Source organism: Burkholderia sp. MR1-5-21, assembly GCF_053427715.1.
This window is the reverse complement of the sequence record NZ_JBSAXD010000025.1, coordinates 15,005-31,904: the sequence shown is the minus strand read 5'-3', so window position 1 is coordinate 31,904 and position 16,900 is coordinate 15,005. Positions and strand designations below refer to the sequence as shown.

General features: G+C 68.8%; 17 protein-coding genes. 13 read left to right on the top strand and 4 right to left on the bottom strand.

The window, feature by feature from the left end; all coding sequences use genetic code 11:
- Window positions 1-59: 59 nt before the first annotated feature.
- Window positions 60-584: a hypothetical protein gene (locus ACV229_RS28700; protein WP_448086456.1), complete on the bottom strand. Its 525-nt coding sequence runs from the start codon at window positions 582-584 to the stop codon at window positions 60-62.
- Between the two features lie 332 nt (window positions 585-916).
- Window positions 917-1,102, bottom strand: a complete 186-nt coding sequence (locus ACV229_RS28695; RefSeq protein WP_448086455.1) for a hypothetical protein — start codon at window positions 1,100-1,102, stop codon at window positions 917-919.
- Window positions 1,103-1,275: 173 nt separating this feature from the next.
- Here ACV229_RS28695 and ACV229_RS28690 point away from each other — a divergent pair, with 173 nt between their 5' ends.
- The 11 genes from ACV229_RS28690 to ACV229_RS28640 all read left to right on the top strand — a co-directional run bounded on the left by ACV229_RS28690 (window position 1,276) and on the right by ACV229_RS28640 (window position 12,625).
- A complete protein-coding gene (locus ACV229_RS28690) occupies window positions 1,276-2,970 on the top strand; it encodes a 5-guanidino-2-oxopentanoate decarboxylase (protein WP_448086454.1) in 1,695 nt (564 codons plus the stop codon).
- Window positions 2,967-4,439: an aldehyde dehydrogenase family protein gene (locus ACV229_RS28685; protein WP_448086453.1), complete on the top strand. Its 1,473-nt coding sequence runs from the start codon at window positions 2,967-2,969 to the stop codon at window positions 4,437-4,439. The genes ACV229_RS28690 and ACV229_RS28685 overlap by 4 nt, the downstream gene beginning before the upstream one ends.
- Before the next feature lie 161 nt (window positions 4,440-4,600).
- Window positions 4,601-5,698 (top strand): ABC transporter substrate-binding protein, encoded by a 1,098-nt coding sequence (locus tag ACV229_RS28680; RefSeq protein ID WP_448086452.1) that lies wholly within the window; start codon window positions 4,601-4,603, stop codon window positions 5,696-5,698.
- Between the two features lie 4 nt (window positions 5,699-5,702).
- Window positions 5,703-6,629: an ABC transporter permease gene (locus tag ACV229_RS28675; RefSeq protein ID WP_448086451.1), complete on the top strand. Its 927-nt coding sequence runs from the start codon at window positions 5,703-5,705 to the stop codon at window positions 6,627-6,629.
- A complete protein-coding gene (locus tag ACV229_RS28670) occupies window positions 6,626-7,468 on the top strand; it encodes an ABC transporter permease (RefSeq protein ID WP_448086450.1) in 843 nt (280 codons plus the stop codon). The genes ACV229_RS28675 and ACV229_RS28670 overlap by 4 nt, the downstream gene beginning before the upstream one ends.
- A gap of 38 nt (window positions 7,469-7,506) precedes the next feature.
- Window positions 7,507-8,571 (top strand): ABC transporter ATP-binding protein, encoded by a 1,065-nt coding sequence (locus tag ACV229_RS28665; RefSeq protein ID WP_448086449.1) that lies wholly within the window; start codon window positions 7,507-7,509, stop codon window positions 8,569-8,571.
- Between the two features lie 38 nt (window positions 8,572-8,609).
- The gene (locus ACV229_RS28660) at window positions 8,610-9,434 is read left to right on the top strand and encodes a transporter substrate-binding domain-containing protein (RefSeq protein ID WP_448086448.1); all 825 of its coding nucleotides are present in this window, start codon (window positions 8,610-8,612) and stop codon (window positions 9,432-9,434) included.
- A 43-nt stretch (window positions 9,435-9,477) separates the two neighbouring features.
- Complete coding sequence (locus tag ACV229_RS28655; protein WP_448086447.1) at window positions 9,478-10,242, top strand: amino acid ABC transporter permease; 765 nt, start codon at window positions 9,478-9,480, stop codon at window positions 10,240-10,242.
- The gene (locus ACV229_RS28650; RefSeq protein WP_448086446.1) at window positions 10,239-10,895 is read left to right on the top strand and encodes an amino acid ABC transporter permease; all 657 of its coding nucleotides are present in this window, start codon (window positions 10,239-10,241) and stop codon (window positions 10,893-10,895) included. Before ACV229_RS28655 ends, ACV229_RS28650 begins: the two co-directional genes overlap by 4 nt.
- A 41-nt stretch (window positions 10,896-10,936) precedes the next feature.
- Complete coding sequence (locus ACV229_RS28645; protein WP_448086445.1) at window positions 10,937-11,662, top strand: amino acid ABC transporter ATP-binding protein; 726 nt, start codon at window positions 10,937-10,939, stop codon at window positions 11,660-11,662.
- Between the two features lie 90 nt (window positions 11,663-11,752).
- On the top strand, window positions 11,753-12,625 hold the full coding sequence (locus ACV229_RS28640; protein WP_448086444.1) for a LysR substrate-binding domain-containing protein: 873 nt from the start codon (window positions 11,753-11,755) through the stop codon (window positions 12,623-12,625).
- Between the two features lie 146 nt (window positions 12,626-12,771).
- On the opposite strand, the gene ACV229_RS28635 is transcribed toward ACV229_RS28640, so the two are convergent.
- On the bottom strand, window positions 12,772-13,437 hold the full coding sequence (locus ACV229_RS28635) for a TetR/AcrR family transcriptional regulator (RefSeq protein ID WP_448086443.1): 666 nt from the start codon (window positions 13,435-13,437) through the stop codon (window positions 12,772-12,774).
- Between the two features lie 140 nt (window positions 13,438-13,577).
- On the opposite strand from ACV229_RS28635, the gene ACV229_RS28630 reads away from it, so the two are divergent.
- Both ACV229_RS28630 and ACV229_RS28625 read left to right on the top strand, forming a co-directional pair.
- On the top strand, window positions 13,578-15,140 hold the full coding sequence (locus ACV229_RS28630; RefSeq protein WP_448086540.1) for a flavin-containing monooxygenase: 1,563 nt from the start codon (window positions 13,578-13,580) through the stop codon (window positions 15,138-15,140).
- Window positions 15,141-15,147: 7 nt separating this feature from the next.
- Entirely contained in the window at window positions 15,148-16,152 is a 1,005-nt protein-coding gene (locus ACV229_RS28625) for an alpha/beta fold hydrolase (RefSeq protein WP_448086442.1), read from the top strand.
- Between the two features lie 70 nt (window positions 16,153-16,222).
- On the opposite strand, the gene ACV229_RS28620 is transcribed toward ACV229_RS28625, so the two are convergent.
- Entirely contained in the window at window positions 16,223-16,621 is a 399-nt protein-coding gene (locus ACV229_RS28620; protein WP_448086441.1) for a carboxymuconolactone decarboxylase family protein, read from the bottom strand.
- Window positions 16,622-16,900 lie beyond the last annotated feature (279 nt).

The window sequence follows — 16,900 nt, the reverse complement described above, 5'->3', positions numbered from 1 at the left end:
AGGCGAGACAGGCGAGACAGGCGACGCAACGGACGGCGGACGGCGCGCAGCCGCCCGGCTCAGCGTAGCGGCGGAGCCGACGGCGGCACGGACCAGGCGGCCCAGCCCTGCTGTTTGGCGCCCGGCGGATGGGCGCCGACCAGCGGCCAGACGAGCGCCTCCTGATAGGTGCGCGCGGAGATCACGCTGTCTTCGTCCGGCTGGCCGGCGGGCAGGTGCTCCTTCCGCCAGGCGTCGGGCAGCTTGGACCACGAGCCGGTGTACCAGGCACTCAGCAGGTTGCGTGTCAGCGCGCCGTAAACGCCGTGCAGCAATGCGTGCATGGCCTTGTCCTTGTCCGGGCCGTCGTTCGGCACCGCGGCCAGCTTCGTCATCCATTCGTCGAAGATCTCGCCGCCGACTTTCGCGACGAAGAAATCGCACAGGGTTTCGCCCATGCCGGTACTGCGCAGCGTGAACTGCGTGAATTCGAGAACTTTCGCGCTGTTTTTCATGAAAACCGAATGGCGCTGCGAATCGCCATTGCGATGCCCGGTATTTTCATTATTCATTTTCCAGACCCGTTCCGAATATGAATGAATCAACGGTTCACCGGTGAACCTGCGAACCGTACCCCGTTCCATCGTTCCCGAAACAGACACGCCGGCGCACGGCCCGCGATGCCGCGCGTCGCCCGCAAACCGGCGGCCAGCCGCCGGCAAGCAGGCGTACCGACGCGCGCCCGGCCCGACATGGCGGGCCGGACAACGTATCGATGTCAGACAGTGACGCGCGCAGCCACCGCAACAGGTGGCGCGCCAGGCATGAACATGAATTGGCCCCCGATATCCCCTCGCTTGTTCCTTCTTACGGCAGCGTAATCATTCGAATAAGCCTTATCTGCGTCAGGACAATATATTCAACGGGTCAGCGGAAATCAATGTGATTTGCGCATTGTTTTTCCATTCACTTTTATGACACTTTTAATCCGATTGCCGATCCGGACGACTGGCTGCGACACCTGATCGCGCGCCAATTTCGCGCCGCCGTGCCGACGCATCGACGGCGCCGGACCTGCCTGATCCGGCGCCACTTCGTCATGCATCCCGCTCATGCGCACCATGAGAACTTATCGATTGTTTGCCGCCGGGATCGACGCCGACAATCCGCTCAATGCAACGCGCCCCGCTGCGTGGCCCAGACATCCCTTCAGCGTCAGCGACACCGATCCGTCAGCGCCGCGTCGCGGGCGATTCACCGTCCTGATTCCCACTCCTAACCGGCCCGTCACGAACGATGAACCATCCGGCACCCTTTCCTTGCATCGCCGAGGCCCGCCAGGCCTCGCTCCCGCCCGCCCCATCTTCCGAGCGCACGTGCGGCGAAGCCCTCGTCGGCCTGCTCGAGCGCTACGGCGTCGAATGCGTGTTCGGCATTCCCGGCGTGCATACCGTCGAGCTCTATCGCGGCCTCGCCGCGTCGCCGATCCGTCACGTCACGCCGCGTCACGAACAGGGCGCCGGCTTCATGGCGGACGGCTACGCGCGTGTGACGGGCCGCCCCGGCGTGTGCTTCATCATCACCGGGCCGGGGATGACCAACATCGCCACCGCGATGGCGCAGGCCTATGCGGACTCGATCCCGATGCTCGTGATCTCGAGCGTCAACGCGCGGCGCGAACTCGGCAGCGGCGACGGACGCCTGCACGAGCTGCCGTCGCAGCGCGACGTGTTCGCGGGGCTCACCGCGTTCTCGCACACGCTGCTCGATGCAGCCGACCTGCCGCAGGTCCTGGCCCGCGCGTTCGCGGTGTTCGAAGGCGCGCGCCCGCGGCCCGTCCATATCGAGATCCCGCTCGACGTGATCGTCGCGCCGGCGCGCGACATGCGGATGGCGCCCCCCGCGCTGCCGGCGAAGCCGGCGCCGAACGCACACGCGCTCGCCGCGGCCGCCGACCTGCTCGCCGACGCGCGCCGGCCGCTGATCCTCGCCGGCGGCGGCGCCGTGGAGGCCGCCATCGAGCTGCGCGAACTCGCCGAGCGCCTGCAGGCGCCCGTCGCGCTGACGATCAACGCGAAGGGCCTGCTGCCGGCCGGCCACCCGCTGCTGCTCGGCTCCACGCAGTCGCTGCCCGCGACGCGGGCGGCGGTGCGCGACGCCGACGTCGTGCTCGCGGTCGGCACCGAACTCGGCGAAACCGATTACGACGTGACGTTCGACGGCGGCTTCGCGATCGACGGGCAACTGATCCGTATCGACATCGACGCGCAGCAGCTGATGCGCAACTTCCGCGCGGACGTCGCGATCGCGGCCGACGCGCGGCTCGCGCTCGGCGCGCTGTCGATGCGGCTGCACGAACGGCCGCTGCCGGCGCCACAGCCCGGCTGGGGCGCGTCGCGCGTGGCGGCGGTGCGCGACGCGATCGCGTCCGGCCACGATGCGCCGACGCGCGCGCAGGCACGGCTGATCGACACGATCGTCGCGGCGCTGCCCGGCGCGATCGTCGCGGGCGATTCGACGAGCCCGGTCTACGTCGGCAACGTCACGCACGACGCGCCGGCGCCGCGTGCGTGGTTCAACTCGTCGACGGGCTACGGCACGCTCGGCTACGGGCTGCCCGCCGCGATCGGCGCGAAGCTCGCGGCGCCCGCGCGCCCCGTGGTCTGCCTGATCGGCGACGGCGGCCTGCAGTTCACGCTGCCGGAACTCGCGAGCGCGGTGGAGGCGAAGCTGCCGGTGATCGTGATCGTGTGGAACAACCGCGGCTATGGCGAGATTCGCAAATACATGGTCGCGCGCGACATCACGCCGGTCGGCGTCGATCCGTACACGCCCGATTTCATCACGCTCGCGCGCGGCTTCGGCTGCGCAGCGCACGCGGCTGCCGCGCCCGGCGAACTGGCCGGCGCATTGCGCGACGCCGCCGCGCGCGCGATCCCGACCGTGATCGAGATCGACGAGGCCGCATGGTTCAGCCAGGTGCAACGATGAGCACGGCACCCGATCTCGCGTTCGATCCGCCGCTGCACACGCGTCACTTCATCGACGGTGCGTGGCGCACGAGCTTCGACGGCGCGACGCTGCCCGTCGTCGATCCGTCGACCGAAGCAGTCATCGCCGACGTCTGCGCGGGCGGCGAGGCGGACGTCGAGCGCGCGGTGCAGGCCGCGGCGCGCGCGTTCCGCGGCTGGAAGCGCACGACCGGCGCCGCGCGCGCGGCCCTGCTCCGCGCGATCGCGCGCGGCGTCGACGCGCGCCGCACGCGGCTCGCGACGCTGCAGTCGCTGAACAACGGCAAGCCATTCGCCGAAGCGCAACTCGACGTCGCGGACGTGATCGCCACCTTCGATTACTACGCGGGCCTCGCGGAACGTCTCGACTGCGATGGCGAAGCCGCCGTCGACCTGCCGAGCGCCGATCATCGCGCATGGATCCGCCGCGAGCCGGCCGGCGTCGCCGCGCTGATCGTGCCGTGGAATTTCCCGATGGTGACGACCGCCTGGAAACTTGCGCCCGCGCTCGCTGCGGGCTGCACGGTGGTGCTGAAGCCGTCGGAGATCACGCCGTTGCCGGAGCTCGAACTGGCCGCGATCGCCGCCGAAGCGGGGCTGCCGCCGGGCGTGCTGAACGTCGTGACCGGCACCGGCATCGAGGTCGGCGCGCGACTGTGCGCGCATCCGCTCGTCGCGAAAGTGTCGTTCACCGGCAGCACGGCGGTCGGCGCGCAGGTGATGAAGACGGCCGCCGACACGATCAAGGGCGTCGGCCTCGAACTCGGCGGCAAGTCGTCGATCGTCGTGTTCGACGATGCCGATCTCGATCTCGCCGTCGAGCTGGTCGCGGGCGGCGGCCTGTTCAATGCGGGGCAGATGTGCTCGGCAACGTCGCGCGTGCTCGTCGCCGCGCCGCTCGCCGACGCGCTGATCGCACGCCTCGGCGAGCGGATCGACGCGACCGTCGTCGGCCCGCCGTTCGCACCCGGCGTGCAGATGGGGCCGCTGACGAACCGCGCGCAATACGAGCGCGTGAAGCACCACATCGCGCAAGGCAAGGCCGACGGCGCGCGGCTCGTGACCGGCGGCGACCCACCCGACGGGCCAGGCTATTTCATCCGCCCGGCGCTGTTCGCCGGCGTGCCGGCCGGCAGCGCGCTGTGGCGCGAAGAGATCTTCGGCCCGGTGTTGTGCGTGCGCACGTTCGATACCGAAGACGACGCGATCGCGGCCGCCAACGACACCGAATACGGGCTCGTCGCGACCGTCGTCACGCGCGACCTGGCACGCGGCAAGCGCGTCGCCGACGCGCTCGAAGCGGGCGTCGTATGGATCAACACGCCGCAGCTGATCTATCCGCAAACGTCATGGGGCGGCTACAAGCGCAGCAGTGTCGGGCGGGAGCTCGGCCCGTTCGGGCTGGCCGCGTTCCAGGAAGTGAAGCAGGTGATGATGCCGGCCCGTTGAGGCCGGCCGCCGGGGGACCGGCGCATGAGTTTATGTCATGCCGCGCATGCAGAGATTTCGTTTGTTGCGGAAATTTGACCTCCCTACAGTTCATTCACACCCCGCGCCGCCACCTGGCGACCGGCATCGAACCACACGGCATCGTTCATCAGGAGACGGCCATGCAACACTTCAAGGCGGGCAGAAGGCAGGTGATCAAAACCCTCGGCACGGCACTCGCCGCATCCGCCCTTCCGATGCCGTTCATCAGTACTGCGAAGGCACAGTCGAACAGCTTCGCGGGCAAGACGCTGCGCCTGCTCACGTGGTCTGACGATACGGGAGCGGCCGCGCTGCGCAACATCGCGGAGACCTTCAGCAAGCAGACCGGTGCACGCGTGATCGCCGATCGCGCGGACGGCACGTCGGGGATGGTCGCGAAGGTGAAGGCCGCCGGCGAGCGGCCGACCTACGACGTGATCACGCTCGCCGGTGTCGGCGCGGCCGGCCTCGCGGACGCGGGCCTGCTCGCGAAGCCCGACCTGAACAAGCTGCCTAACCTGAAGGACGTCGCGCCGCAGTACCGCACGGGCGCGAACGGCTTCGGCATCGGCTACCTGCTGTGGTCGGACGGGCTGATCTACAACACATCGACCGTGAAGGCCGCGCCGTCGAGCTACGAAGCGCTGTGGGATCCGAAGTATGCGGGCCGCCTGTTCCTGCCGCCGCCCGAGTGGGCCGAAGCGGTCGACCTTGCGATCATCGCCGCGAAGCTGGCCGGCGGTTCGCAGCAGAACATCGATCCGGGGTTCAAAAAGCTCGCGCAGCTGAAGGATCGCGTGATGACCCTCGGCGAGAACCCGAACCAGGTCGCCGACCTGTTCCGCACCGGGTCGCTCGATATCGGCGGCATCTACTCGCCCGCGTTCTTCCCGGACCAGATCCGCAAGCCGGAATACCGGATGGGCGTCACGTACGGGATGAAGGAAGGCTTCGCGACGCAACTGATGTTCACGGTGATTCCGAAGGCGCACCCGGGCGACCTCGACCTGATCCATGCGTTCATCAACCATTCGCTCGACGCGGGCGTGCAGGGCCGGATGGCGGCCGATGTGCTGAACGGCCCCGTGAACGGCAAGGCCGTGATCCCCGCGGAAAGCCGCGCGTTCGTGCCGTCGCCGCAGCAGATCGCGGAGAAGGCCGTGCTGCACGACGACAAGGCGCTCGCGCTCGTCCAGCCCGCGTGGATCAAGCGCTATACGGGCCTCTTCTCGGCATAACGACATGGCTTCCCTGTCCTCCCCCCGCGATGCAGCGCCGGCCGCCGCCGCACCGGCCGGTGCCGGTTCCGGCGCCGGGCCCGCGCTGCCCGGCGTGCCGCCCTGGCTGCTGCTCGCGCCGATCCTCGCGTTCCTCGCGGTGCTCGCCGCCGCGACGCTGACCGTGCTGCGGATGAGCATCGGCGTGTCCGGCGACGAATGGCGGACCTTCACGCTGCAGAACTACATCGATCTCGCGGACCCGTATTTCACGAAGTCGCTGTGGCTCACGCTGCGCCTCGCGTTCCAGAGCATGGTGTGCGCGGTGCTGCTCGCGATCCCGGTCGCGCTCGCGATGGCGCGCACCGAATCGCGGCTTGCGCGCCGGCTGCTGCTCGCCGGCGTGCTGCTGCCGCTGCTCGTGAACCTGCTGCTGCAAGGCTATGGCTGGCTCGTGATGCTCGGCCCGGCCGGGCTGCTCAACCGCGCGCTGCTGGCCACCGGCGTGATCGAGCGGCCGCTGCAGCTGCTGTACCGCGAGCACGGCGTGCTGCTCGGGCTGATCCAGACCGCGTTCCCGCTCGCCGTGCTGCCGCTGTCGAGCGCGCTGCGCGCGGTGTCCCGCGCGTACGACGAAGCCGCCGCGACGCTCGGTGCGAGCCGCTGGCAGACGCTGCGGCACGTGACGCTGCCGCTCGCAATGCCGGGGCTCGTGTCCGGCGCGCTGCTCGTGTTCGCGTACAACGCCAGCGCGTTCGCGGTGCCGCTGCTGCTCGGCGGCCGGCGCGTGCCGATGCTCGCGGTGCTCGTGCACGACCAGGTTGCGCCGCTGCTCAACTGGCCCGCCGCATCGGCGTCGGGGGTCGTGCTGATGGGCGCGACGCTCGTCGTGATGGCCGTTTCGCAGCGCCTCGTGCGCGCCCTGCAACGTACCGACGAGGTGAACCGATGAATGCCCTGCTGCTGCGCGCGCCGATGCCCGGCCGTCTCGGACGCGTGACGGGCGCGCTCGCGACGCTCGTGCTGTTCCTCGCCGCGCTGCCGATTCTGACGATGATCACGATGTCGTTCGGCACGTCGGGCACGCTCGAATTCCCGCCGCGCGATTTCAGCCTGCATTGGTACCGCGCCGCGTGGCAGACGTTCGTGTCGGCCGATGCGGGCAGCGCGCAATCGATGGGCGCCGCGTTGACGACGAGCCTCGTCGTCGCGATCGCGACGATGCTGATCGCGACCGCCGTGTCGGTGCCCGCGGCCTACGCGCTGTCGCGCTACCGCTTCCGCGGCAAGACGCTCGTCGAGCAGCTCGTCGCGCTGCCGATCGTCTATCCGCTCGTGATGCTCGGCCTCGCACTGCTGATCGTGTTCAACGCGCTGCCGGTGGAGCTCGGCATCGTGCGGCTCGTCGTCGCGCACGTGATCCTGACGCTGCCGTTTACCGTGAAGAACTGCGCGGCCTCGGTCGCGTCGATCGGCCCCGACTTCGAGGAAGCCGCGTGCCTGATGGGCGCGAGCCCGCGCCGCGCGCTCGTCGACGTCGTGCTGCCGCTGATGCGGCCCGGCATCCTCGCCGGGATGCTGTTCGCGTTCATCGTGTCGTTCAACGAATTCACCGTGACGTTCTTCCTGTACAGCATCGACACGATGACATTGCCGGTCTGGCTCTACAGCCGCACCGTGTCGTCGCTCGACCCGACCGTGTTCTGCTTCGCCGTGTTCACGGTCGCGATCGACTTCGCGCTGATCTGGATGCTCGAAAAACTCGTCGGCGACAAGGGCGTCGCGCTCTGACGCGCACTGCTCCGCCTTCGCCCGTGCAAGGAACCCTCATGACCCAGCTCATCCTCCAGAACGTGACGAAACGCTTCCATCAAGCGCATGCGGTCGATCACGTCGACCTGTCGGTGCCGGACGGCAAGCTCGTCTGCTTTCTCGGCCCGTCGGGCTGCGGCAAGACCACGCTGATGCGGATCATCGCCGGCCTCGAGACGCCGACCTCCGGCACCCTGACGTTCGCCGGCCGCGACCTCACGCACGTGCCGGCCAACCGGCGCGACTTCGGGATGGTGTTCCAGTCGCTCGCGCTGTTTCCGCACATGACGGTCGCGCAGAACATCGCGTATCCGCTGCGGCTGCGCAAGACGGCCAAGGCCGCGCAGACGCAGCGCGTCGCCGAGCTGCTGGAACTGATCCAGCTTCCGCACATGGCGGACCGGCTCGTCACGCAACTGTCGGGCGGGCAGCGCCAGCGCGTCGCGATCGCGCGCGCGATCGCGTCGTCGCCACGCCTGCTGCTGCTCGACGAGCCGTTGTCGGCGCTCGACGCGAAGCTGCGCGAGGCGATGCAGGTCGAGATCCGGCTGCTCCAGCAGCGGCTCGGCATCACGACGATCATGGTCACGCACGACCAGCGCGAAGCGATGACGATGGCCGACGAGATCGTCGTGATGGAGAACGGCCGCATCCAGCAGGTCGGCCGGCCGCTCGACATCTATCGCGATCCGGTCAACGAATTCGTCGCCGATTTCATCGGCCTCGGCAACATCCTGCCGGTCGCGTGCGACGGCGACGACGGCATCGTGCTGCCGGGCGGACAGCGGCTCGCGATCGGGCGCGCGCCACGCGCAGCGGACGCCGTACGCCTGCTGATCCGCCCCGAGGACGTGTGCGTGCGCACGGCCTCGGCGCAGCAGGCCGGACCGAACACGCTCGCCGGCACGATCACGTTCGTTCGTGACGTCGGCGCGTCGATCGAAGCGACGATCGATTGCCGCGGCTTCACGCTGACGGCCGCGACGACGCCGCGCGAAACGCCCGTCCTGCATGTCGGCATGCCCGTCGTCGCCGAACTGCCCGCGCACGCATGCAAGCTGATCGCCGCACGCGGCGCATGACACCCATTTCCCCCCAGCGCAGCAACGAGGACCTCACCATGAACGCATCGACCCAAGCCGCCCGTCTCGTGCGGCACCTGCTCGCCCGCCTCACCGTCGCCGCCGCCTTCACCGGCGTAGCGAGCCTCGCCGCCTTCGCGCCGCTCGCACATGCCGACACGCTCGACACGATCGCGAAGTCCGGCGTCGTGCGCATCGGCGTGTTCGAGGACTACCCGCCGTTCGGCTCGATCGGCCCCGACATGAAGCCGCAGGGCTATGACATCGAGATGGCGAACCTGATCGGCAAGGCGCTCAACGCGAAGGTCGAACTCGTGCAGGTCACGGGCGACAACCGGATGGCGTACCTCGCCGACCGCAAGACCGACATGCTGCTGTCCGTCGGCCAGACGCCCGAGCGCGCGAAGGTGATCGACTTCTCGAACGCGTATGCGCCGTACTACCTCGCGGTGTTCGGCCCGAAGTCGCTGGCTGTGAAAGGCACCGCCGATCTCGCCGGCAAGTCGGTCGCGGTCGCGCGCGGCACGCTCGAGGACCTGAGCGTGAGCAAGGTCGCGCCGCCGTCCGCGACCATCAAGCGCTTCGACGATCCGAACGGCGCGATCGCCGCGTTCCTGTCGGGCCAGGCGCAACTGCTCGTCGTCGGCAACGACGTCGGCGCGACGATCATCGCGCGCCACCCGTCGATCGATCCCGAGCAGAAATTCTCGCTGTTCAGCTCGCCCGACCACGTCGGCCTGAACAAGAACGAGCCGCGCCTGATGCAGAAGGTCAACGATGCGATCGCAAGCGCGAAGAAGAACGGCACACTGAACGCGCTGTCGCAGAAGTGGCTGCACGCGGCGTTGCCGGCGGACCTGTGATGCGACGCGCGTCCGCCCCGCACTCACGACGAAAGGTGCCGCGATGAGCTATGTGTTCGATTTCAGCGACTTCGGCCTGTATGCGGGCATGCTCGCGCGCGGGGTCGGCGTGACGCTCGGCCTCACCGCGGTGTCCACCGTGCTCGGCGGGCTCGTCGGCACGGCCGGCGCGTGGGCGGCGATCGCGGGGCCCCGCTGGGCGCGCGCGCTCGTCGCGGCCTACGTCGAGCTGATCCGCAATACGCCGTTCCTGGTCCAGCTGTTCTTCATCTTCTTCGGGCTGCCCGGGATCGGCATCCACATCGACGAAGGACAAGCGGCCGTGCTGGCGATGACGGTCAACCTCGGCGCCTACGCGGTCGAGATCCTGCGTGCGGGCATCGATTCGGTGCCGCGCGGCCAGGTCCAGGCCGCGCTGGCGCTCGGGCTGCACGGCAGGCAGGTGTTCGGCCAGGTCGTGCTGCCGCAGGCGCTCGCCAACGTGTACCCGGCGCTGCTCGGCCAGGTGCTGATCGTGATGCTCGGCTCGGCCGTCGTGTCGCAGATCTCCGTGCCCGACCTCACGTACGCGGCGAACTTCATCCAGTCGCGCAATTTCCGTGCGTTCGAGATCTACATCGTCGTCACCGCGATTTACCTGTTCCTGTCGATCGCGCTGCGCGTGCTGCTCAATCGCGTCGGCCGCAGGCTGTTCGCGGGCCGCACACCGCATGGCGCGGGCAGTGCGAGTCGGCGCCCGCGCGCCGCCCGCTTCACGTGGCGCGCCCGCGCCTCCGAAACCGCCCTCTCGACGGAGCGTGCAAGATGATCGAGTTCACCACCTGGGACATCGCGTGGAACCTGCTGCTCGCCGCGCGCTGGACCATCCTGCTGTCGCTGATCGCGTTCGCCGGCGGCGGCCTTGCCGGGTTCGTGCTGCTCGCGATGCGCGTGTCGCCGGTGCCGGCGCTGCGCCGCTTCGTGAACCTGTACGTCGAGCTGTTCCAGGGCACGCCGTTGCTGATGCAGCTGTTCCTCGGCTTCTTCGGGCTACCGCTGCTCGGCATCGACGTGTCGCCGTGGGTCGCCGCGTCCGTCACGCTGACGCTGCATGCAAGCGCGTATCTCGCCGACATCTGGCGCGGTTGCGTCGACGCGGTGCCGCGCGGCCAGTGGAGCGCGGCGGCGAGCCTCGGCATGACGTGGACGCAGCAGCTGCGCTACGTGATCTGGCCGCAGGCGTGGAAGATCGCATTGCCGCCGACGGTCGGCTTTCTCGTGCAGGCCGTCAAAAGCACCGCGCTCACGTCGATCATCGGCCTGACCGAATTGACGAAGACCGGCAACATCATCACCAACGCGGTGTTCAAGCCGTTTCCGATCTACGCGATGGTCGCGCTGCTCTACTTCGCGATGTGCTTCCCGCTGACGTGGTACGCGCGCGTGCTCGAACGCCGCTATCGCGTCGCGAAGGCCCGCTGAACGGCGCCGCGCGCCCTCCTCTCCACGATGCAGGTTCTGAAATGATTTCCATCAGCAACGTTTCGAAGTGGTACGGCCCGTTCCAGGTCCTCGCCGATTGCACGACCGAGGTCAAGAAGGGCGAGGTGGTGGTCGTCTGCGGGCCGTCGGGCTCGGGCAAGTCGACGCTGATCAAGACCGTGAACGGCCTCGAGCCGTTCCAGCAGGGCGAAATCCTCGTCAACGGCCAGTCGGTCGGCGACAAGAAGACAAACCTGTCGAAGCTGCGCTCGAAGGTCGGGATGGTGTTCCAGCATTTCGAGCTGTTCCCGCACCTGTCGATCACCGAGAACCTGACGCTCGCGCAGGTCAAGGTGCTCGGCCGCAGCAAGGGCGAGGCGAACGACAAGGGGCTGAAGCTGCTCGACCGCGTGGGTCTCAAGGCGCACGCGCACAAGTATCCGGGCCAGCTGTCCGGCGGCCAGCAGCAGCGGGTCGCGATTGCGCGCGCGCTGTCGATGGACCCGATCGCGATGCTGTTCGACGAGCCGACGTCCGCGCTCGACCCCGAGATGATCAACGAAGTGCTCGACGTGATGGTCGAACTCGCGAAGGAAGGGATGACGATGATGGTCGTCACGCACGAGATGGGCTTCGCGAAGAAGGTCGCGCATCGCGTGATCTTCATGGACAAGGGGGCGATCGTCGAGGACGACCGCAAGGAAGCGTTCTTCGCAAATCCGCGGTCGGACCGCGCGAAGGACTTCCTCGCGAAGATCCTGCACTGACCACGGCGGCGATCGGCCGACGCGCCCCCGCCCCGCGCGCGCATGCAGCACGCCGCGCCGATCGCCCGCTCCACGCCGGGACCCGCCACGATGAGACGACTTCCTTCCTTGAACGCGCTGCAGATCTTCGACATCGTCGCGCGTCACGGCAGCTTCACGCGCGCCGCCGAGCAGCTGTGCGTCACGCAGGGCGCCGTGAGCCGGCAGGTGCTCGCGCTAGAGGCGTTCTACCAGTTTCCGCTGTTCAAGCGCACGCCGAAGGGCCTGACGCTGACGGCCGAAGGCGAACTGCTGCTGCCGACCGTGCGCGAGAGCTTCGCGCGTATCGAGGAAGTATCGATGCGCCTGTCGCGCCGGCGCACCGAACTCGCGCTGAAAGTGCCGACCTGCGTGATGCAGTGGATGCTGCCGCGGATCATGCGGTTCCAGGCCGAGCATCCGGACCTGCAGGTGCAGATCACGACGACGTGGCAGCATCACGTCGATTTCCGCATGGAGCCGTTCGACGCCGCGGTCATCTACGCACCCGCGTCCGGACCCGACATGCATGCGATCCCGCTGTTCGACGAGCGGCTCACGCCCGTGTGCGCGCCGGGCCTGCTGGAGCGGCAGCCGCTCGCGCGCCTCGACGGCCTGGCCGGCCATACGCTGCTGCATCCGACCCGCGATCACCGCGACTGGAAACTGTGGCTCGCGCACGTCGGCGCGCCGCACGTCGACGCGACTCGCGGCCTCAGCTTCGAGACGCTCGACCTCGCGACCCATGCGGCGATCGACGGCTACGGCATCGCGATCGGCGACCGGACGCTCGTCGACGAGAACGTCGCCGCGAACCGGCTCGTGCTGCCGTTCGACGTGTCGATGCCGACGGGAATGGGCTACTTCTTCGTGTATCCGGATTGCGTCGAGCAGCAGGAGAAAATCCGGCTGTTCGGCACCTGGATCGCGAACGAGCGCGGGTGATCGATGGACGTGGCGGCCGCCTGAATCGGGCGGCATGGTTCGCAGCGCGACGCCCGGCGCTGCAGCGCAAACGGCGCCACGCTTCGCAAGCCGCGTCTGCGTGATCGGCCGATGCGCGCGCCCGCCCGCGCAAACCCGCGCAGCCGCTACCCCACCGACCGCAGCGTCCCGAGCAGCACCTTCCTGCAGCTCGCGATCATCAGCGCTTCCGGATCGCGATAGCCGGTCAGCAGCCACGCGGCACCGACGTTCGTCATCGCGCCGACGAGCGCGAGCCCGATCAGCCGCTGCTCGGCCCGCTCCGCCGCCGTGGCCGCCTCGCCCGATGCGCCCGATGCGCCGATCGCCATGATCAGCTTGCCGAAGTCGATCAGCACGCGCTGATACGTCGCGTCGGTCTCCGGGCTTACGCCCATCACCTCGAGCATCAGCACGCGCGCCGCGCACGGGTCGCGCAGGAACGCGAAGAACGCGGCCAGCCCCGCGTCGACGCGCGCATCCAGATCGCCGCCGCGCGCGGCCACCGCCTGCGCGACCGCGTCGTGCAGCTGTTCCGCATGATGCAGGTAGGTGCAGCGCAGCAAATCGTCGGTGCTGTCGAACGCCGCGTAGAAATAGCGGTCGTTGAGCTTCGCTTCCTGACAGATCGACCGCACGGTCGCCTTCCGGAAGCCGACCGTGCCGAACACGCGCGTCGCCGCGCGGATCAATGCGTCGCGGCGCTCCGCCGCGCGTACCTCGGGCGCCACGCCGCCGTACGCGCGGCCCCGTTTATCCGTTTCGAGTGCTTTCTCCATTCCGCTATTTGACATCAGGACACCCGAAAACTAAAGTGGTGACGAAAAACACCACAATAGACGCGCCGCCGGCGCAGCGCAAGCGGACACGGGAGGAACGACGAATGAAGGGATTTTCCGGCAAGGTCGCCGCGGTCACGGGCGCCGGTTCGGGCATGGGCCACAGCCTCGCGGTCGAGCTCGCGCGCAACGACGGCGCCGACCTCGACGTGCTGATCGTCGGCGCCGGCCTGTCCGGCATCGGCGCGGCCTATCACCTGAAGCAGCGCTGCCCGTTCGCGAGCGTCGCGATCCTCGAGGCCCGCGACGCGATCGGCGGTACCTGGGACCTGTTCCGCTATCCGGGCGTCCGTTCGGATTCCGACATGTTCACGCTCGGCTACAGCTTCCGCCCGTGGCACAGCGACAAGGCGATCTCCGACGGCCAGACGATCCTCGACTACATCCGCGACACCGCGCGCACCCACGGCATCGACAAGACGATCCGCTACGGCCACAAGGTCGTCGGCGCGGACTGGGATTCGGCCCGCGCGCGCTGGACGGTGCGCGTCGAACGCACGCACGGCGGCACCGTCGAGCCGCTCGTGCTGACCTGCCGCTTCCTCTACATGTGCAGCGGCTACTACGACTACGACGCGGGCTACCTGCCCGACTGGCCCGGCATGGACACGTTCGCCGGCAGCGTCGCGCATCCGCAGCACTGGCCGAAGGACCTGTCGTACGAGAACCGGCGCGTGATCGTGATCGGCAGCGGCGCGACCGCGGTGACGCTCGTGCCGTCGATGGCGGGCGTTGCGAAGCACGTGACGATGCTGCAGCGTTCGCCGACCTACATCGTGTCGCTGCCCGCGCGCGACAGGATCGCGAACGCGCTGCGCCGCGTGCTGCCGTCGGGGCTCGCGCATCGGCTCGTGCGCGTGAAGAACGTGCTGCTGACGATGTACTTCTACAATCTCGCGCGCCGCAAGCCCGACCAGACCAAGAAATTCATCATCCGCGCGGCGGGCAAGCAGGTCGGCGCCGGCTTCGACGTCGCGAAGCACCTGACGCCGCGCTACGAGCCGTGGGACCAGCGCGTGTGCCTCGTGCCGAACGGCGACCTGTTCCAGGCGATCCGCGCGGGCCGCGCGTCGATCGTCACCGACGAGATCGAGCGCTTCACGCCGACCGGCCTGCAGCTGAAGAGCGGCCAGCGGCTCGACGCCGACGTGATCGTCACCGCGACCGGGCTGAAGGTGAAGATGCTCGGCGGCGCGAAGGTGACCGTCGACGGCCGCGCGGTCGACCTGTCGGAGACGGTGTCGTACAAGGGGATGATGTACAGCGACGTGCCGAACCTCGCGTCGTCGTTCGGCTACACGAACGCGTCGTGGACGCTGAAGGCCGAGCTGATCGCGCGCTACGTGTGCCGGCTGCTCAACCACATGCGCGCAAACGGCTACGATACCTGTATGCCGCGCCGCTCGCCCGGCGATCTCGGCGACGTGCCGGCGGTGAACCTCAGCTCGGGCTACATCCAGCGCGCGGCCGGCATCCTGCCGAAACAGGGGCAGAAGAAGCCGTGGAAATTCCACCAGAACTACGTGCTGGACCTCGCGTCGCTGAAGTTCAGCCCGCTCGCCGATTCGGCGATGCAATTCGAACGGCGCGCAAAGGCCGACGCGGCTGCTGCACCAAATTCTCAACCCGCGCTTGAACCCGCGCCTGAAACCCGCTGAGGACGTCATGAGCCATGCTTTCCATCTGATCCTGCACGTGCTGATCGGCGTCGCCGCGGTGCTCGCGGCGCTCGCGCTGTTCACTGCATACGTCGCGCGGCGCGTGACGCGCGCGTTCCCGCCCGAAGGCCGCTTCGTCGACGTCGGCGGCGACCGCATCCATTACGTCGAGTACGGCAACGGCCCGCCGATCGTGTTCGTCCACGGGCTCGCGGGGCAATGGCGCAATTTCGCGTACCTGCCGCTGCAGCAGCTCGGGGAACGGCATCGCGTGATCCTGATCGACCGGCCGGGCGCCGGCCGCTCGGTGCGCGGCGCGCGCTCGCAAGCGAACATCTACGCGCAGGCGCGCACCGTCGCCGGCTTCATCGACGCGCTGCAGCTCGACAAGCCGGTGCTCGTCGGCCATTCGCTCGGTGGCGCGATCGCGCTCGCGGTCGGCCTCAACCATCCGGAGCGCGTGAGCCGCCTCGCGCTGATTGCGCCGCTCACGCATCCGGAAGCCGCGCCGCCGGGGCCGTTCCGCGCGCTGCTGATCCCGTCGAAGCTCGTGCGCCGCTTCGTGTCGTGGACCTTCGCGATTCCGATGACGATCCTGACCGGGCGCAAGGCGGTCAGCGCGGTGTTCGCGCCGGAAGCGGTGCCGCACGATTTCCCGATCAAGGGCGGCGGAGTGCTCGGGTTGCGGCCGCGCAGTTTCTACGCGACGTCGTCGGACCTGATCGCGGTGCCCGACGACCTGCCCGCGATGGAACGCCGCTACGCGTCGCTCGCGTTGCCGGTCGACGTGCTGTACGGCCGCAGCGACCGCATCCTGAACTGGCGCAATCACGGCGAGGCACTCGCGCAGAAGTCGCCGCGCGTGCGGCTGCGGGTCGTCGACGGCGGCCACATGCTGCCGGTGACGATTCCGGGCGCCACCACCGAATGGCTGATCGATGTCGCGGCGGCGCCGATCGAAGCCGAAGCGCCGGGCGCGCAGGTCGCGCCTGTCGTTCACGCCGGGCGCTGACGCCGCGCCACGCGGCGAACGCCGCCGTCGCATGGCGGCGCCCGCTGCGTGAAGCGGCGCCGACGCCGGCTCAGGCCTCGTCGTCGGGCAAGTTCAGGCCGAGTTCGGCGATCACCTCGCGCGCGCTGCGGAACGCCTCGACCGCAGCCGGCGCGCCCGCATACAGCGCGCTGTGCAGCAGCACCTCGCGAATCTCGACGAGACTCGCGCCGTTGTTGAGCGCGCCGCGCACGTGCCCCTTCAGCTCGGTGCTGCGGCCGAGCGCCGCCAGCATCGCGCACGTGCAGAGGCTGCGCGTCTTCAGGTCGATCCCGCCGCGTTGCCACGTGCTGCCCCACGCGTGTTCGTTCAGCCAGTTCTGCAACGGCCGCGAAAAGCCGTCGAGATCGCGCATCGCGCGCTCGACGAACGCCTCGCCCATCACGTCGATGCGACGCGCCTTGCCCTTCTCCCTGTCCTGTTCGCTCATGTCGGTGTCCTGGATCGATTTGGGGGTGTCTGTTTGGTGACCGGTCTGGTTGCGGGTCTGATTGCGGGTCCGATTGCAGGTCCAGTCGACGCTCCGGTTGACGGTATACGCAAACCCGCCCGGGGGCGGGTGCATTCGCGTCATGTTCGCGGTGTCCGGCGAAGGCGTCAAAGACGCCGTCCTCGGTCGGGCGCCGCGCGGGAACGCGCGGCCGCCGGATCGCCGGATGCCGGCGCGTCGCAATGGCCGTTCAAACGCCCGGACGGACGCCGCCGACGC

What these genes read in the sequence shown, in the direction of transcription:
- ACV229_RS28680 (WP_448086452.1), top strand. Translation starts at nt 4,601, where the DNA reads ATGCAACACTTCAAGGCGGGCAGAAGGCAGGTGATCAAAACCCTCGGC.
- ACV229_RS28685 (WP_448086453.1), top strand. Translation starts at nt 2,967, where the DNA reads ATGAGCACGGCACCCGATCTCGCGTTCGATCCGCCGCTGCACACGCGT.
- ACV229_RS28670 (WP_448086450.1), top strand. Translation starts at nt 6,626, where the DNA reads ATGAATGCCCTGCTGCTGCGCGCGCCGATGCCCGGCCGTCTCGGACGC.
- ACV229_RS28660 (WP_448086448.1), top strand. Translation starts at nt 8,610, where the DNA reads ATGAACGCATCGACCCAAGCCGCCCGTCTCGTGCGGCACCTGCTCGCC.
- ACV229_RS28695 (WP_448086455.1), bottom strand. Translation starts at nt 1,102, where the DNA reads ATGGTGCGCATGAGCGGGATGCATGACGAAGTGGCGCCGGATCAGGCA.
- ACV229_RS28690 (WP_448086454.1), top strand. Translation starts at nt 1,276, where the DNA reads ATGAACCATCCGGCACCCTTTCCTTGCATCGCCGAGGCCCGCCAGGCC.
- ACV229_RS28665 (WP_448086449.1), top strand. Translation starts at nt 7,507, where the DNA reads ATGACCCAGCTCATCCTCCAGAACGTGACGAAACGCTTCCATCAAGCG.
- ACV229_RS28625 (WP_448086442.1), top strand. Translation starts at nt 15,148, where the DNA reads ATGAGCCATGCTTTCCATCTGATCCTGCACGTGCTGATCGGCGTCGCC.
- ACV229_RS28675 (WP_448086451.1), top strand. Translation starts at nt 5,703, where the DNA reads ATGGCTTCCCTGTCCTCCCCCCGCGATGCAGCGCCGGCCGCCGCCGCA.
- ACV229_RS28655 (WP_448086447.1), top strand. Translation starts at nt 9,478, where the DNA reads ATGAGCTATGTGTTCGATTTCAGCGACTTCGGCCTGTATGCGGGCATG.
- ACV229_RS28630 (WP_448086540.1), top strand. Translation starts at nt 13,578, where the DNA reads ATGGGCCACAGCCTCGCGGTCGAGCTCGCGCGCAACGACGGCGCCGAC.
- ACV229_RS28620 (WP_448086441.1), bottom strand. Translation starts at nt 16,621, where the DNA reads ATGAGCGAACAGGACAGGGAGAAGGGCAAGGCGCGTCGCATCGACGTG.
- ACV229_RS28645 (WP_448086445.1), top strand. Translation starts at nt 10,937, where the DNA reads ATGATTTCCATCAGCAACGTTTCGAAGTGGTACGGCCCGTTCCAGGTC.
- ACV229_RS28635 (WP_448086443.1), bottom strand. Translation starts at nt 13,437, where the DNA reads ATGTCAAATAGCGGAATGGAGAAAGCACTCGAAACGGATAAACGGGGC.
- ACV229_RS28650 (WP_448086446.1), top strand. Translation starts at nt 10,239, where the DNA reads ATGATCGAGTTCACCACCTGGGACATCGCGTGGAACCTGCTGCTCGCC.
- ACV229_RS28640 (WP_448086444.1), top strand. Translation starts at nt 11,753, where the DNA reads ATGAGACGACTTCCTTCCTTGAACGCGCTGCAGATCTTCGACATCGTC.